Annotated in this window: 14 protein-coding genes and 1 pseudogene; 8 read left to right on the forward strand and 7 right to left on the reverse strand. The window is 70.6% G+C overall.

What is annotated here, in order from left to right; genetic code table 11:
- Window positions 1–108 precede the first annotated feature (108 nt).
- On the reverse strand, window positions 109–528 hold the full coding sequence (locus SKC42_RS15195) for a cytochrome c oxidase subunit 4 (RefSeq protein ID WP_330965111.1): 420 nt from the start codon (window positions 526–528) through the stop codon (window positions 109–111).
- Between the two features lie 12 nt (window positions 529–540).
- Window positions 541–1,652, reverse strand: a pseudogene (gene ctaC / locus SKC42_RS15200) (aa3-type cytochrome oxidase subunit II); the annotation flags it as partial.
- Between the two features lie 156 nt (window positions 1,653–1,808).
- Here ctaC and asnB point away from each other — a divergent pair.
- Window positions 1,809–3,743, forward strand: coding sequence for an asparagine synthase (glutamine-hydrolyzing) (gene asnB, locus SKC42_RS15205; protein WP_330965113.1), 1,935 nt, complete (start codon window positions 1,809–1,811; stop codon window positions 3,741–3,743).
- Between the two features lie 91 nt (window positions 3,744–3,834).
- Here asnB and SKC42_RS15210 read toward each other — a convergent pair whose 3' ends face one another.
- Window positions 3,835–4,809, reverse strand: a complete 975-nt coding sequence (locus tag SKC42_RS15210; protein ID WP_330965114.1) for a carbohydrate kinase family protein — start codon at window positions 4,807–4,809, stop codon at window positions 3,835–3,837.
- 187 nt (window positions 4,810–4,996) lie between these two features.
- Between SKC42_RS15210 and SKC42_RS15215 the strand changes: the two genes are divergently transcribed.
- On the forward strand, window positions 4,997–5,665 hold the full coding sequence (locus SKC42_RS15215) for an Rv0361 family membrane protein (RefSeq protein ID WP_330965115.1): 669 nt from the start codon (window positions 4,997–4,999) through the stop codon (window positions 5,663–5,665).
- 17 nt (window positions 5,666–5,682) lie between these two features.
- Here the strand turns inward: SKC42_RS15215 and SKC42_RS15220 are convergent, their stop codons facing one another.
- Together SKC42_RS15220 and SKC42_RS15225 are read right to left on the reverse strand one after the other, a co-directional pair.
- On the reverse strand, window positions 5,683–6,039 hold the full coding sequence (locus SKC42_RS15220; RefSeq protein ID WP_330965116.1) for an iron-sulfur cluster assembly accessory protein: 357 nt from the start codon (window positions 6,037–6,039) through the stop codon (window positions 5,683–5,685).
- A gap of 69 nt (window positions 6,040–6,108) precedes the next feature.
- Window positions 6,109–7,185: a glycerate kinase family protein gene (locus SKC42_RS15225; RefSeq protein ID WP_330965185.1), complete on the reverse strand. Its 1,077-nt coding sequence runs from the start codon at window positions 7,183–7,185 to the stop codon at window positions 6,109–6,111.
- 181 nt (window positions 7,186–7,366) lie between these two features.
- Between SKC42_RS15225 and SKC42_RS15230 the strand changes: the two genes are divergently transcribed.
- Genes SKC42_RS15230 through SKC42_RS15245 form a run of 4 tightly spaced genes read left to right on the forward strand, consistent with a single transcriptional unit; the run spans window position 7,367 to window position 10,387 of the window.
- The gene (locus SKC42_RS15230) at window positions 7,367–8,035 is read left to right on the forward strand and encodes a DUF3043 domain-containing protein (RefSeq protein WP_330965117.1); all 669 of its coding nucleotides are present in this window, start codon (window positions 7,367–7,369) and stop codon (window positions 8,033–8,035) included.
- A 26-nt stretch (window positions 8,036–8,061) separates the two neighbouring features.
- Window positions 8,062–8,598, forward strand: coding sequence for a bifunctional adenosylcobinamide kinase/adenosylcobinamide-phosphate guanylyltransferase (locus SKC42_RS15235; protein ID WP_330965118.1), 537 nt, complete (start codon window positions 8,062–8,064; stop codon window positions 8,596–8,598).
- On the forward strand, window positions 8,595–9,644 hold the full coding sequence (cobT, locus tag SKC42_RS15240) for a nicotinate-nucleotide--dimethylbenzimidazole phosphoribosyltransferase (protein ID WP_330965186.1): 1,050 nt from the start codon (window positions 8,595–8,597) through the stop codon (window positions 9,642–9,644). The genes SKC42_RS15235 and cobT overlap by 4 nt, the downstream gene beginning before the upstream one ends.
- On the forward strand, window positions 9,641–10,387 hold the full coding sequence (locus SKC42_RS15245; RefSeq protein ID WP_330965119.1) for an adenosylcobinamide-GDP ribazoletransferase: 747 nt from the start codon (window positions 9,641–9,643) through the stop codon (window positions 10,385–10,387). The genes cobT and SKC42_RS15245 overlap by 4 nt, the downstream gene beginning before the upstream one ends.
- 64 nt (window positions 10,388–10,451) lie before the next feature.
- On the opposite strand, the gene SKC42_RS15250 is transcribed toward SKC42_RS15245, so the two are convergent.
- Both SKC42_RS15250 and gcvT read right to left on the reverse strand, forming a co-directional pair.
- Window positions 10,452–11,558: a branched-chain amino acid aminotransferase gene (locus SKC42_RS15250; RefSeq protein ID WP_330965120.1), complete on the reverse strand. Its 1,107-nt coding sequence runs from the start codon at window positions 11,556–11,558 to the stop codon at window positions 10,452–10,454.
- Between the two features lie 23 nt (window positions 11,559–11,581).
- Window positions 11,582–12,679, reverse strand: coding sequence for a glycine cleavage system aminomethyltransferase GcvT (gcvT, locus tag SKC42_RS15255; protein WP_330965121.1), 1,098 nt, complete (start codon window positions 12,677–12,679; stop codon window positions 11,582–11,584).
- A 41-nt stretch (window positions 12,680–12,720) separates the two neighbouring features.
- Between gcvT and SKC42_RS15260 the strand changes: the two genes are divergently transcribed.
- Together SKC42_RS15260 and SKC42_RS15265 are read left to right on the forward strand one after the other, a co-directional pair.
- The gene (locus SKC42_RS15260; RefSeq protein WP_330965122.1) at window positions 12,721–13,824 is read left to right on the forward strand and encodes an adenylate/guanylate cyclase domain-containing protein; all 1,104 of its coding nucleotides are present in this window, start codon (window positions 12,721–12,723) and stop codon (window positions 13,822–13,824) included.
- Window positions 13,825–13,854: 30 nt separating this feature from the next.
- Window positions 13,855–15,396 (forward strand): leucyl aminopeptidase, encoded by a 1,542-nt coding sequence (locus tag SKC42_RS15265; RefSeq protein WP_330965123.1) that lies wholly within the window; start codon window positions 13,855–13,857, stop codon window positions 15,394–15,396.

Consider the following 15,396-nt stretch of genomic DNA (forward strand, 5'->3'; position numbering starts at 1 on the left):
TTTCCTCATGGTGCTTGGGCAAACCCTACCGAACGGTGTGGAGCAAAGACCTCCCGGCGAAGGCCCACCGATCAACTGGTGCTCTGATTGTGACCTTCGAGGTGCAAGTCAGTGCTTCTCGGGCCCGATGTAATACTCGAACACCAAGCCGCCGACGGACGCGAGGATGAAGACCACCCCTGCGGCGATCAGCCAGGGCAGCCACAGCGCGACGCCCACCGCAGCCACCGATCCGGACAGCGCAATGAGGATCGGCCACCAGCTGTGCGGGCTGAAGAAGCCCAACTCCCCTGCGCCGTCACTGATCTCGGCGCCCTCGTAGTCCTCGGGGCGGGTGTCGATCCGGCGCGCGACGAACCGGAAGAACGTCGCCACGATCAACGCGAGGCCGCCAGTCAACGCCAAGGCGGTGGCGCCGGCCCACTCGGTGCCGCCGGTGGCGAAGAGCGCGGTCAGCACCGTGTAGAGCACCGCCGCGAAGACGAAAAACCCAGAGACGAATTCGAATAGCCTAGCTTCGATATGCATTCCGGTGTCCTCCCCTACTGGCTTTGGGTCAGTTCGCCGCGACGCGTGTCGAACGGGTGGGTGGTCACCGCGAGCGGCGGCTGCGCGATGGCCTGCAGAGCCTCGGCGTTGTTCTTTCCGGCCATCCGCTGCTGCATGTAGGCCTTGAAATCGTTGGGCGCCACCGCACGTACCTCGAAATTCATCATCGAGTGGTAGGTGCCGCAGAACTCGGCGCAGTGCCCCACAAACGCACCCGGCCTGGTGATCTCGTCAACCTGGAAGACGTTGACGGAGTTGTTCGCCTCGGCGTTGGGAATGACGTCGCGCTTGAACAGGAATTCGGGCACCCAGAACGTGTGGATGACATCCGCCGACGCCAACCGGAATTGGACGCGCTTGCCGGTGGGCAACACCAACACCGGAATTTCGGTGGGCGTCCCGAGGGTCTCGACCTTGTCGAAGTTCAGGTAGGTCCGGTCCGAGGTGTTGAGCCCGCGGATGGGCCCGACGCGCTCCTCCCCGTGGGCGTCCTTGCCTTCCGGCTTGGACACCATGGCGTTCTTACGGGCCAGGTCGGCGCCGTCGTAGGTCAGGGTGCCGTCCTTGAAGTCGACGCGCTGGTAGCCGAACTTCCAGTTCCACTGGAAGGCCGTGACGTCGATCACCACCTCGGGATCCTTGTCGACGTGCAGCATCTTCTCCTGCACCACCACGGTGAAGTAGAACAGCACCGAGATGATGAGGAACGGGGTCACCGTGAGGACCAGCTCCAGGGGCATGTTGTAGCCGAACTGGCGGGGCAACTCGGTGTCGGTGGCCTTCTTGCGGTGGAAGGCCGACGACCAGAACATCAGGCCCCACACGATGACGCCGACAACCAGCGCCGCGATCACCGATCCGATCCACAGTTCCCGGTTCCAGTGGGCCTGCGGGGTGACGCCCTCGGGCCAGCCCATGGCCAGCACGTGCGTCCAGCTGCAGCCGCTGAGGCTGACGGCCAGCACGCCCAGGGTCCCGGCGAGCGCGAGGGGCCGAAGACGACGGCCGAGGGTCCGGTCAGCGCGTCGGAAACGGTCGCCCAAAAGGCCCCTTAACCTGCGCTGCGACATACGTTGCGAACGGACCTGCCCGCGAGGTGTCACGTCGGCGCCTCCTGCTCGGATATCGAATACTACGCAGCGTAGACCACGCCGCTGACGCGGGCGAAGAAACCCCTGCGGGTCGGCCGGCTCGGCGCTTCGCGAGCTCCCGGGTGCGCCGGCCACACACACCGCCGAAGTGCGGCATACTGGGGCGCCGTGTGTGGACTGTTGGCGTTCGTCGCGGGCCCGGCCGGCTCGGCCAACGATGCCGACGACGCCGTCGCGCGCTCGTCGCACCTGATGCGCCACCGCGGGCCAGACGAGCCGGGCACCTGGTCCGACGGCGACGGATCGGTCGTCTTCGGCTTCAACCGGCTCTCCATCATCGACATCGCCCACTCGCACCAGCCGCTGCGCTGGGGTCCCCCGGACGCGCCCGAACGCTACGTGCTGGTGTTCAACGGGGAGATCTACAACTACCTCGAACTGCGCGTGGAACTGACCGCCCAGTACGGCGCGACCTTTGCCACCGACGGCGATGGCGAGGCGATCGTCGCCGGCTACCACCATTGGGGCACCGAGGTGCTGACGCGGCTGCGCGGCATGTTCGCCTTCGCGCTGTGGGACACCGTCACCGGCGAATTGCTCTGCGCGCGTGACCCCTTCGGCATCAAGCCGCTGTTCATGGCGACTGGCACCGGCGGCACGGCCGTGGCCAGCGAGAAGAAGTGTCTGCTGGACCTCGCCGAGCTGATCGGCTTCGACACCCGCATCGACGAGCGCGCCATGCAGCACTACACGGTGCTGCAGTACGTGCCGGAACCCGAGACGCTGCACCGCGGAGTGCGCCGGCTGGAATCGGGTTGCTACGCGCGCATCCGGCCCGGGCAACCCCCCCAGGTCACCCGGTACTTCACGCCGCGCTTCGCGGCCACCCCGATCACCCGCGATACCGAGCAGGCCCGGTACGACGAGATCACGGCGGTGCTCGAGGATTCGGTCGCCAAGCACATGCGCGCCGACGTCACGGTGGGGGCGTTTCTGTCCGGAGGGATCGACTCGACGGCCATCGCTGCGCTGGCGATCCGGCACAACCCCCGGCTGATCACTTTCACCACCGGGTTTGAGCGGGAGGGGTTCTCCGAGATCGATGTGGCGGTGGCCTCGGCGGAGGCGATCGGCGCCCGCCACGTCGCCAAGGTGGTCCACCCGGACGAGTTCGTCGCCGCCCTGCCCGAAATCGTCTGGTACCTCGACGAGCCGGTCGCCGACCCCGCGCTGGTACCCCTGTTCTTCGTCGCCCGCGAGGCGCGCAAGCACGTCAAGGTGGTGCTGTCCGGGGAGGGCGCCGACGAGCTGTTCGGCGGCTACACAATCTACCGGGAACCGTTGTCACTCAAGCCTTTCGACTACCTGCCACGGCCGGTGCGGCGGTCGATGGGCAAGGTGTCCAGACCGCTGCCGGAGGGGATGCGGGGTAAGAGCCTGCTGCACCGCGGGTCCCTGACGCTCGAGGAGCGGTACTACGGCAACGCCCGCAGCTTCTCCGACACCCAGCTGCGCGACGTGCTGCCGGGATTCCGTGCCGACTGGACGCACACCGACGTCACCGCGTCGGTGTACGCCGAGTCGAAGGGCTGGGACCCCGTGGCCCGTATGCAGCACGTCGACCTGTTCACCTGGCTACGCGGCGACATCCTGGTCAAGGCCGACAAGATGACGATGGCCAACTCGCTGGAACTCCGCGTCCCGTTCCTGGACCCGGAGGTGTTCGCCGTCGCGTCCCGGTTGCCCGTCGACGCCAAGATCACCCGCGCCACCACGAAGTACGCGCTACGGCGCGCGCTGGAGCCGATCGTCCCGGCACACGTGCTGCACCGGCCGAAGCTCGGGTTCCCGGTGCCGATTCGGCACTGGCTGCGCGCGGGCGAACTGCTCGAGTGGGCCTACGAGCTGGTGGCGGCCTCACAGGCCGGCCACCTCGTCGACCTGGAGGCTGTGCGGCGCATGCTCGACGAGCACCGCAACGGCGTCAGCGACCACGGCCGCCGGCTGTGGACCGTCCTGATCTTCATGCTGTGGCACGCGATCTTCGTCGAGCACAGCGTGGTCCCGCAGATCGGCGAGCCGCACTACCCCGTGCAGCTCTGACCGCGAGCAGACGCAAAAGCACCGCGACACGCCTAGCGTGCGGGTGCTTTTGCGTCTGGTCGCGAGGCTTTAGGGAGGCTTTAGGCGTGCTTTAGGCGAGCACCGCCGTGATCTCGGCGGCGGCCTCGTCGCCGTAGGCACCGGCCAGCCGGGTGGCGGCGACCTCGTGGTCCCACTTCCACTCCTGGGTTCCCGTCGACTCCAGCACCAGCACGGCGACCAGCGAGCCGAGCTGCGCCGACCGCTCCAGGCTCAGCCCGGCGCTGCGCCCGGTCAGGAAGCCGGCGCGGAAGGCGTCACCGACGCCGGTGGGGTCGACCTGGCTGGTTTCGGGGACCACGTCGACGTGGGTGGTGGTCCCGTCGGGCTCGACGATGTCGACGCCCTTGGGGCCGAGCGTGGTCACCCGCAGCTCGACCTGCGCCATGACGTCGGCCTCGGTCCAGCCAGTCTTGGACAGCATCAGGTCCCATTCGTAGTCGTTGGTGAACAGGTACTTGGCGCCGTCCACCAGCGTGCGGATCTCGTCCCCGGAGAGCCGGGCGAGCTGCTGGGAGGGGTCGGCCGCGAAGGACAGCCCGAGCGCGCGGCACTCGTCGGTGTGGACCCGCATGGCGTCGGGGTCGTTGGCGCCGACGATCACCAGGTCCGGCGTCCCGATGGCCGACACGACGTCGGCCAGCTTGATGTTGCGGGCCTCGGACATGGCGCCAGGGTAGAACGACGCGATCTGGGCCATGTCGACGTCGGTGGTGCAGGTGAAGCGAGCCGTGTGCGCGGCGTCGGAGATGAGGACGCTGTCGCAGTTGACGCCGTGGGCCTGGAGCCACTCACGGTAGTTGGCGAAGTCCTTGCCGGCCGCGCCGACCAGCGCCACGTCACCGCCCAGCACGCCGATGGCGAACGCGATGTTTCCGGCTACCCCGCCGCGGTGGATCACCAGGTCGTCGACCAGGAAGCTGAGCGAAACCTTGTGCAGATGCTCGGGCAGCAGCTGCTCGGAAAACTTGCCCGGGAATCGCATCAGATGGTCCGTCGCTATCGAACCCGTCACCACGATCGTCACGAAAACTCCACCCTTCCTTAGTAAGGCTGCCTAGCCTACTCACGCCCCGTCGACCGTCGCTGTTTCCGCGGTCGGCGGAATCTCGTGCGCTAGCCTGCCTAGAAGACTCAAGCAACCACGTCGCCGAAAACCCGAACGCGGGCGCCGACCCGCTCGTGGTCCCGTCTACCACCGTAGGAGAACCTCGATGGCCGGTCCGCACCCGCCGAACGACACTGTCGGCAGCTCCGGACCTCAAAACCGCGGGGAAACCCCCCCACTCGAGTATCCCCACGACCCCGGGGCCCCGCCCTTCAACCGCGCCGGTGGCGACGCCGGGCCCCCTCCCGCCAATTATCCCGGTCCGCCGCCGGCGCCGTACCCGGCGCGGCGATCCAAGCGGCGGTTGTTCATCGGCATCGCGCTGGTCCTCGCGGTCGCCACGGCGCTGACCGTGGCCATCGTGTACGGCGTTCGCACCAACGGGGCCGGCACCGGCGGCGCGTTCTCCGAGGGGGCGACCAAGTCCGCGATTCAGGGCTACCTGACGGCGCTCGAGCGTCGCGACATCGACGAGATCGTCCGTAATGCCCTGTGCGGCATGTACGACGGCGTCCGTGACAAGCGCTCCGACCAGGCCTTGGCCCGGCTCAGCAGCGACGCGTTCCGCAAGCAGTTCTCCGAGGTCGACGTGACCTCCATCGACAAGATCGTGTACCTGTCGCAGTACCAGGCGCAGGCGCTGTTCAGCATGCGCGTAACGCCGGCAACCGGGGGGCCGACGCGCGATCAGGTCCAGGGCATCGCGCAGATGCTGTTCCAGCGCGGCCAGATCACGGTGTGCTCCTACGTGCTGCGCACCGGCGGAACGTACTAGCGAAAAGCCCTACCGCGTCAGTTGAACGAGTCGCCGCAGGCGCAGGAGCCGGTGGCGTTGGGGTTGTCGATCGTGAAGCCCTGCTTCTCGATGGTGTCGACGAAGTCGATGGAGGCGCCCTCGACGTACGGCGCGCTCATCCGGTCCACCGTCAGGGTCACGCCGCCGAACTCCGCGGTCAGATCGCCGTCCAGCGCCCGGTCGTCGAAGAACAGGTTGTAGCGCAGCCCGGCGCACCCGCCCGGCTGGACCGCGATGCGCAGCGCCAGGTCGTCGCGCCCCTCCTGGTCGAGCAGGGACTTCGCCTTGGCGGCGGCGGCCTCGGTCAGGATCACGCCGTGGGTCTTGGCGGTCGACTCGTTTTGCACCGTCATTGCTTCTCCTACATGCCTAATTGTTTGGTGGGATTCCGCACATTCGCCGTCCGGGCAGAACCCACATGCTCAACGGTACCTTGCAGGACCGCTATTCCCGAGCCGCGCGGCCACCTGTGACGCCAATCCCATGAGCTGATTGGCCGCATCGGCCTGCGCCAATCGCACCGACCCGGCGTAATCGGCAATCGACAGGGCCGACATGATGCCCGACGAGCGCACCGCCGAGTTCTCCAGGCCGACCTGCCCGGCGAGCACGATCACCGGGATTCCCAGCGGGATCGCGGCGTCGACGAGTGAGCCGACCACCTTTCCGTGCAGGGACTGCTCGTCGAACCGGCCCTCGCCGGTGAGGATCATGTCGGCGGTTTCGAGATCCTCGGCCAGGCGGGTGTGCTCGGCGATGATCGCCGCGCCGGACTCGCAGCGGCCGCCGAGCGCCAGCAGCCCCGCGCCGATGCCGCCCGCGGCGGCCGCGCCGGGCTCCGAGCTGACGTCGCGCCCGGCGAACGCCTCCAGTTCCAGCGCCCACGCCTCCAGGCGCACCTCCATCGCCGCGACCGCGGCGGTGTCGGCACCCTTCTGCGGCCCGAACACCCTGGCCGCACCCCAGGGGCCGACCAGCGGGTATTCGGTGTCGGAGGCGGCGATCAGCTCGACGTCGGCCAGCTTCTGGCTCGCCACGTCGAGGCCCCCGAGCTCGTCGATCATCCCCTGGCCGCCGTCGCTGCACGCGCTGCCGCCCAGCCCGACCACGATCCGCCTGGCCCCGATGCGCAGCGCCTCGGCGATCAGCTGCCCGACGCCCCTGCTGTGGGCGGTCAGGGCGGTCTCCGCGGTGGGCGGACCGTCCAGCAGGGCCAAGCCGCAGGCCTGCGCGCACTCCAGGTAGGCGGTCGCGTGGGCGGGGTCGTACACCCACTCCGCGGTCACCGGGTCGTCGAGCGGCCCGGACACCCGCAGCCGCCGCTTCTCCCCCAGCCGCTCGGCCAGCACCTCGACGAAGCCGGGGCCGCCGTCGGACTGCGGGGCGACGATGAACCGGTCGGCCGGGCGCGAGCGGGTCCAGCCGGTGGCGATGGCGGCGGCGGCCTCGACGGCCGAGAGGGTGTTGCCATAGCAATCGGGGGCGACCAAAACCAACATGGCCGGGAGCTGGAGGCGGCCGGGGGCGGGGCCGACGTCATCCGGGGCCATGGTGCCATTCATCACAAGTAGCCGTTCATTACAGGTAAGCGTAGGGCCAACGAGTCGGCTGGCGCATGCCTAATAGGTACGCAATTGAGGCAATTTCGGTACCGACCAACTGCACAGTAACCTGGCGACTGTGAAGCTGATGGGCCGCAAGAAGGGCCAGGAAGAAGACGCCACCGCCCGGGGCGTGGCCGGAGAGGCCGATCCGCAGGATGCGGCGCCGGGCGGCTCGCGCAGGACCGGACCGAAGGGGCGGCCCACGCCCAAGCGAAACGACCTCCGCCGCAAGCCCGTTGCCCCCGCTCCGATGACCTCCGCCGAGGCGCGGGCCCGCCGCAAGGCGCTGGCCGGCCCCAAGCTCAGCCGCGAGGAACGCAGGGCCGACCGCACCGCCAGCCGCGCCCGCATGGCCGAGCGGCGCGAACGGATGATGGCCGGCGAAGAGGGCTACCTGATGCCGCGCGATCAGGGACCGGTCCGGCGCTACGCGCGCGACATCGTCGACTCCCGGCGCAACGCCCTGGGGCTGTTCATGCCGTCGACGCTGGTGCTGCTGTTCGTCATGTTCGCCCTCCCGCAGCTACAGCTGTACGTCTCCCCGGCGATGCTCGTGCTGATGGCCGTGATGGGCGTCGACGGCCTCATCCTGGGCCGCAAGGTCAGCAGAATGGTCGACGAGAAATTCCCCAACAACACCGAAAGCCGCTGGAAGCTCGGTCTTTACGCCGCCGGGCGGGCTTCGCAGATGCGGCGGATGCGAGCGCCCAAGCCTCAGGTGGAGCGCGGCAGCCGTGTCGGCTGACCGGCGCGAAGGCGCCTCCTGAGCCGGTGCGCACGCTGGTGCTCGGCGGGATCAGGTCGGGCAAGTCCCGGTGGGCGGAGGACGCCATCGGCCGGTCCGTGCCGCCGGACGGGCCGGTGCGCTACCTGGCCCCCGGTCCGCCCGTGAGCGACGACGCGGCCTGGGCCCGGCGAGTCGAGATCCACCGCGGCCGGCGGCCCGCGCACTGGTCGACGGTCGAGACCACCGACGTCGCCGGGCAATTGCGCCACGCGCCGGAGCTCCCGACACTCGTCGACGACGTCGGCGGCTGGTTGACCTGTGCCCTGGACCGCGACAACGCCTGGGCGGGCGGTTCGGTCGCCGGGCCGGTCGACGAGTTGCTGGCCGCCGTCGGCGCCTATCCGGCGGCGCTGGTGCTGGTCAGCCCGGAGGTGGGCATGACCGTCGTGCCCGCGACCGCGTCGGGACGGCGGTTCGCCGACGAGCTGGGCAGCCTCAACCAGCGCCTGGCCGCGTTGTGCGACGAGGTGGTGCTGGTGGTCGCCGGGCAGGCGCTGCCGATCAAGCGGGCGGACGGCTGATGGATTTCCCACCGGTGTCGCCGCCGGACGCGGCCGCCGCCGCGGCCGCCCGCGCGCGGCAGGACACGCTGACCAAGCCCCGTGGGGCGCTCGGTCGGCTGGAGGACCTGTCGGTGTGGGCCGCGGCGTGCCAGGGGCATTGCCCGCCCACGCAATTCCAGCGCGCGCGGGTGGTGGTGTTCGCCGGCGACCACGGTGTCGCCCGGTCCGGGGTGTCGGCCTATCCGCCCGAGGTGACCGCCCAGATGGTCGCCAACATCGACGCCGGCGGCGCCGCGATCAACGTGCTGGCGGGTGTCGCGGACGCGACGGTGCGGATCGTGGACCTGGCGGTGGACGCCGACCCGCCGTCGCCGCGGATCGGCGCTCACAAGGTGCGGCGCGGCAGCGGCAACATCACGACGCAGGACGCGCTCACCGACGGGGAGACCGCCGCCGCGATCGCGGCCGGTCGGGCCATCGCCGACGACGAGGTGGACGCGGGCGCCGACCTGCTAATCGCCGGCGACATGGGGATCGGCAACACCACCGCCGCGGCCGTGCTGGTGGCGGCGCTGACCAACACCGAGCCCGTGGCGGTGGTCGGCTTCGGCTCCGGGATCGACGATGCGGGCTGGGCGCGCAAGACCGCCGCGGTCCGGGACGCGCTGTTCCGCTCGCGTCCGGTGCTGCCGGACGCGACCGCGCTGCTGCGTTCCTGCGGCGGCGCCGACCTCGCCGCGCTGGCGGGGTTCTGCGCCCAGGCGGCGGTGCGGCGCACCCCGCTGCTGCTCGACGGGTTGGCGGTGACGGCCGCGGCGCTGGTCGCCGAGCACCTGGCGCCCGGCGCCCGGCAGTGGTGGCAGGCCGGCCACCGGTCCACCGAGCCCGCACACACGCTGGCCCTGGCGGCACTCGACCTGGATCCGATCCTCGACCTGCGCATGCGCCTCGGCGAGGGCACGGGGGCGGCGCTCGCGCTGCCGGTGTTGCGCGCGGCGGTGGCCACGCTCTCGTCGATGGCGACGTTCGCGGACGCCGGCGTCTCCGACCCGTCGACCTCGTGATCCGTTCGCTGACGACGGCTTTCGCTTTCGGAACGGTCCTGCCTGTCCCGCGCGGGGGCGACGCGCCAGTGGGCCGCGGCGCGCTGACCGCGCTGCCCGTGGTGGGCGCCGCCCTGGGGGCGCTGGCCGCGGCCGTGACGTGGGGCGGCGGACTGGCCTTCGGACCGGCCAGCGCGCTCCCCGGGCTGCTGGCGGTGGCCACCCTGCTGCTCGCCACCCGCGGCCTGCACATCGACGGCGTGGCCGACACGGCCGACGGACTGGGTTGCTACGGCCCGCCGCAGCGCGCGCTGGCGGTGATGCGCGACGGGTCGACCGGGCCGTTCGGGGTGGCGGCGGTCGCGATGGTGATCCTGCTGCAGGGGCTGGCGTTCTCGGCTCTCGGGGCGGCGGCCAGGCCGGCGGCGGTCGTCGTGGCCGTGGCCGCCGGACGGGTCGTCGCGGTGTTGGCCTGCCGCCGGTCGGTCCCGGCGGCCGAGGGCAGCGCGCTGGGCGTGCGGGTGGCCGGTAGCCAGCCGCTGCCCGTCGCGGCCGCCTGGGTGGCGGTGCTGCTCGGCTTCTCGCTGGTGGCGGGCCCGCGGCCGTGGCAGGGGCCGGTCGCGGCGCTCGTGGCGCTGGGCTGCGGGGCGGCGCTGGTCGCCCACTGCGTGCGCCGTTTCGGCGGCATCACCGGCGACGTGCTGGGCGCCGCGATCGAATTGACGACGACGGTGTGCGCGGTGGCGCTGGCCGCTTTTCACTGACGAGCAGACGCAAAAGTCCGCGACACGCCGGGCACGCGGAGGCTTTTGCGTCTGCTCGCGCTCGTTAGCCGAGCCGGGCCATCCAGCCGTGCGTGTCGGCGAAGGTGCCGCGCTGGATGCCGGTGAGCGTGTCTCGCAGCGCCATCGTCACCTCGCCGGGCTGGCCGTCGGCGACGGTGAAGTCGCTGTCGCCGTACTTCACCCGCGACACGGGCGTGATCACCGCGGCCGTGCCGCACGCGAACACCTCGGTGATCTCGCCGGCGGCAGCCTTCTTCTGCCACTCATCGATGTCGATCTTGCGTTCCTCGACGGAGAACCCGGCGTCGATGGCCAACTGCAGCAAGGAATCCCGAGTGATGCCGGGCAACAGCGACCCGGACAGCTCCGGGGTGACCAGCCGCGCGGAGCCCCCGCTGCCGAACACGAAGAAGATGTTCATCCCGCCCATCTCCTCGACGTAGCGCCGTTCGACGGCGTCCAGCCACACCACCTGGTCGCACCCGTGGTCGGCCGCCTCGGCCTGCGCCAGCAGCGAGGCGGCGTAGTTGCCGCCGAACTTGGCCGCACCCGTGCCGCCCGGGCTCGCCCGCACGTAGTCCGTCGACACCCACACGGTCACCGGGCTGACGCCGCCCTTGAAATACGCGCCGGCCGGCGAGGCAATCAGCAGGTAGCGGTACTGCTTGGACGGCCGCACCCCCAGCCCCGGTTCGGTGGCGATCATGAAGGGCCGCAGGTAGAGCGCCTCCTCGCCGCCGACGGCGGGCACCCAGGCGCTGTCCACCGCGACCAGCTGGCACAGCGATCCCATGAACAGCTCGTCGGGCAACTCGGGCATCGCGAGCCGCCGCGCCGACAGCCGCATCCGGGCGGCGTTGGCCTCGGCGCGAAACGACACGATCGAACCGTCTGCCCAGCGGTAGGCCTTCAGCCCCTCGAAGACCTCCTGCGCGTAGTGCAGCACGATCGCCGACGGATCCAGCTCGATCGGGCCGTACGGAATCACCCGCGCGTTGTGCCACCCCGGGCCCTCGGCGTAGTCGATGGACACCATGTGGTCGGTGAAGTGTCTCCCGAAACCGGGCTCCGCCAGGATGGATTCGCGTTCGGCATCCGTGGCGGGATGCGCCGAGCGCGAAAGCGTGAACTCGAGGGAGCCGCTGGTCATGGGCATGATTCTATATGCGCCGGCTAGCGAGTTTTGGTGTCGACGAACGGCGGGCGCACCACGTCGCATTCGACGGCGCGGCCGCGGACGTCGACGGTGACGCGCTGACCGTCGTCGATACCGGCGTCGGTATCGATCAGCGCCAGACCGATCCCAGCCTGCAGCGTCGGGGAAAATGTGCCGGACGTGGTGACCCCTACCGGCGTCTCCCCGGCGAGCACGGGGAGGCCGGGGCGCAGCACGCCGCGGCCGACCATCCGCAGGCCGCGCAGCAGCCGGCGCGGACCCGCGGCCTTCTCGGCCAGCAGCGCGTCGCGGCCGAAAAACGCGTCCTTCTTCCATCCGATCGCCCAGCCGCAGCGGGCCTGCAGCGGCGAGATGTCGAGCGAAAGTTCGTGCCCGTGCAGCGGATAACCCATCTCGGTGCGCAGGGTGTCACGCGCGCCCAGGCCGGCCGGTTCGCCGCCCGCGGCGCTCACCGCGGCGGCGAGCGCATCGAACACGACACCCGCGGAGTCCCAGGGCGGGAGCAGCTCATAACCGTGCTCACCGGTGTAGCCGGTGCGGCACACTCGCACGGGGACCCCCGCGTAAGTGGCGTCGGCGTAGGCCATGTAGTCCATGTCGGCGGGCAGGCCGAGCTCGGCGAGCACCCCGGGCGACCGCGGGCCCTGGACCGCCAGCACGGCGTATAAGCGGTGCTGGTTGGTGACGGTGACGGCGGCCGGAGCGGCCGCCTGCAGCGCCTCGACCACCGCGGCGGTGTTGGCGGCGTTGGGCACCAGGAAGATCTCGTCGTCGGCGACGTAGTAGGCGATCAGGTCGTCGATCACCCCCCCGGAGTCATTGCAGCACAACGTGTATTGCGCCTTGCCGGGTCCGATGCGGCCGAGGTCGTTGGTGAGCGCGGAGTTGACGAACTCGGCGGCGCCCGGTCCGCGAACCGACGCCTTGCCGAGGTGGCTGACGTCGAACAGGCCGACGGCGTTGCGGGTCGCGTTGTGCTCGCTGACGGTGCCGGCGTACGACACCGGCATCATCCAGCCGCCGAATTCGGCGAAGGCGCCGCCCAGGCTTCGATGGCGATCTTCCAGGGGTCCGTGTTGCAAGTCGTCCGTCACGACGATTCACCCTAATCGCCCGTGCTGGCACACTTGGGCGGGTGGCCGATCCCCTGGACTTTGCGGCGCTGGAGGCCGCCGGGATCGCCGATCCGCGCGAGCGGGCCGACCTGATCAAGTACCTGGCCGGGCTCGGGTTCACCGTCGACGAGATGGTCGAGGCCGAGCGCCGCGGCCGGCTGTTCGGCCTGGCCGGCGACGTGCTGCAGTGGTCGGGGCGCCCGGTGTACACGCTGCAGACCGCGGCCGAACGACTCGGCCTGTCGGCCGCCGACGTGGCGCGCGCGTGGGGGTTGCTCGGCCTGACCGTCGCCGGGCGCGACGTTCCCGCGCTGAGCCAGGCCGACGTCGACGCCCTGTCAACCTGGGTCGCCCTCAAGGGCGTCGTCGGCGAGGACGGCGCGTTCGGCCTGCTCCGGGTGCTCGGTGCCGCGATGGCGCGCCTGGCGGAGGCCGAGTCGACGATGATCCGCGCCGGGACGCCGGACATCCAGATGACCTACACGCGCGACGAGCTCGCGACGGCGCAGGCGTACCGATCGGTGGCCGAATTCGTTCCCCGCATCGGGGCGCTGATCGACGTCGTGCACCGGCACCACCTGACCAGCGCCCGCACCCATTTCGAGACGGTGCTTCGCGACACGTCGGCCAGCGTGGTGTGCGGGGTCGGCTTCGCCGACCTGTCGGGCTTCACGGTGCTGACCCACGCGCTGACGCCCGCCCAGTTGTCGATGCTGCTCAACGAATTCGCCGGCACGGTGTCCGATGTGGTGCACGCCGGCGGCGGCCGGGTGGTGAAGTTCATCGGCGACGAGGTGATGTGGGTGAGCGCTTCGCCCGAGCGGCTCGCCAGGGCCGCGATCGACCTCGTCGAGCATCCGCGGGCGCGGGAGGAGGGCCTGCAGGTGCGCGCCGGTCTCGCCTTCGGCACCGTCCTGGCCATCAACGGGGACTACTTCGGCGGACCCGTCAACCTGGCCGCGCGTCTGGTGGCCGCCGCGGGCCCGGGGCAGGTCCTGGCCTCGGCGCAGTTACGGGAGGAATTGCCCGACAGGCCCGCCGCCGCGTACGGGCCGTTGAGCCTCAAGGGTTTTGACGCCCCCGTGACCGCATTCGAGCTGCGCGGCCGGGACGCGCCGAGCTGAGCGCCGCCCGCGGTGACTAGGGTGTTTTCCGTGTCCACCGAACCGGGTTATCAGTCTCCCACCGTAAACGTCGCTACGTCGCTGCCCAAGCGGGGCGTAAATTCCGCCGTCCTGATCGTGCCGGTCGTCTCAAGCGGTGAAGAGGAGCGCCCCGGCGCCGCCGTGGCGTCGGCCGAACCGTTCCTGTCCGCCGACGCGGTCGCCGAGATCGAGGCCGGGCTGCGGGCGCTGGACGCGACGGGCGGCAGCGACCAGGTGCACCGTCTGGTGGTGCCCTCGCTGCCGGTGGCCAGCGTGCTGACCGTCGGCCTGGGCAAAGCGCGATCGGAGTGGCCGGCCGACACCGTCCGCCGGGCCGCCGGGGTCGCCGGGCGGTCGCTTGGCGGCGCGGAGGCGGTGGTCACGACGCTGGCCGAGTTGCCGGGCGAGGGCGTCTGCGAGGCCGCCGTCGAGGGCCTGATCCTGGGCAGCTACCGGTTCACCGCGTTCCGCAGCCAGAAGACCGCGCCGAAAGACAAAGGGCTGCGCAAGATCACGGTGCTGGCCACCGCCCGCGACGCCAAGAAGCAGGCGGCGCACGCGGCGGCAGTCGCGACCGCGGTCGCCACCGCGCGCGACTTGGTCAACACTCCCCCGAGCCACCTGTTTCCCGCCGAGTTCGCGGCCCGGGCAAAGGCTTTGGGTGAGGCCGCCGGCCTCGAGGTACAGGTGCTCGACGAGAAGGCGTTGCAGAAGGCGGGTTACGGCGGGGTGCTGGGCGTCGGCCAGGGCTCCTCGCGGCCGCCGCGGCTGGTGCGCCTGACCTACCGAGGCGCCAAGGGCAGACGGGGCAAGGCCAAGCGGGTCGCCCTGGTCGGCAAGGGCGTCACGTTCGACACCGGCGGCATCTCAATCAAGCCGGCGGCTGGAATGCACCACATGACCTCCGACATGGGCGGCGCGGCCGCTGTGATCGCAACCGTCGTCCTGGCCGCGCAGCTGCAGCTGCCGATCGACGTGATCGCCACGGTGCCGATGGCCGAGAACATGCCGTCGGCGACGGCCCAGCGCCCGGGCGACGTGTTGACGCAATACGGCGGCATCACCGTCGAGGTGCAGAACACCGACGCCGAGGGCCGGCTGATCCTGGCCGATGCCATCGTCCGGGCGTGCGAGGACAACCCGGACTACCTGATCGAGACGTCCACCCTGACCGGCGCGCAGACGGTCGCGCTGGGGGCCCGGATCCCCGGGGTGATGGGCAGCGACGAGTTCCGCGATCGCGTCGCGGCAATCTCGCAGCGGGTCGGCGAGAACGGCTGGCCGATGCCGCTGCCCGACGAGCTCAAGGACGACCTGAAGTCAGGAGTCGCCGACCTGTCCAACATCAGCGGCCAGCGCTTCGCGGGCATGCTGGTCGCCGGGGTTTTCCTGCGCGAGTTCGTCGCCGACGGGGTGGGCTGGGCGCACATCGACGTGGCCGGCCCGGCGTACAACACCGGCAGCCCCTGGGGTTATTCGCCGAAGGGCGCCACCGGCGTGCCGACGCGCACCATGTTCGCCGTGCTCGAGGACATCGCCGAAAACGGCTGA

The organism is Mycobacterium sp. 050134, assembly GCF_036409085.1.
GTDB lineage: Bacteria > Actinomycetota > Actinomycetes > Mycobacteriales > Mycobacteriaceae > Mycobacterium.

Excerpts from the sequence above, each read along its gene's own strand:
- SKC42_RS15225 (WP_330965185.1), bottom strand. The coding sequence starts at position 7,185 with ATGTTGGTTTTGGTCGCCCCCGATTGCTATGGCAACACCCTCTCGGCC.
- SKC42_RS15215 (WP_330965115.1), top strand. The coding sequence starts at position 4,997 with ATGGCCGGTCCGCACCCGCCGAACGACACTGTCGGCAGCTCCGGACCT.
- SKC42_RS15220 (WP_330965116.1), bottom strand. The coding sequence starts at position 6,039 with ATGACGGTGCAAAACGAGTCGACCGCCAAGACCCACGGCGTGATCCTG.
- SKC42_RS15250 (WP_330965120.1), bottom strand. The coding sequence starts at position 11,558 with ATGACCAGCGGCTCCCTCGAGTTCACGCTTTCGCGCTCGGCGCATCCC.
- SKC42_RS15195 (WP_330965111.1), bottom strand. The coding sequence starts at position 528 with ATGCATATCGAAGCTAGGCTATTCGAATTCGTCTCTGGGTTTTTCGTC.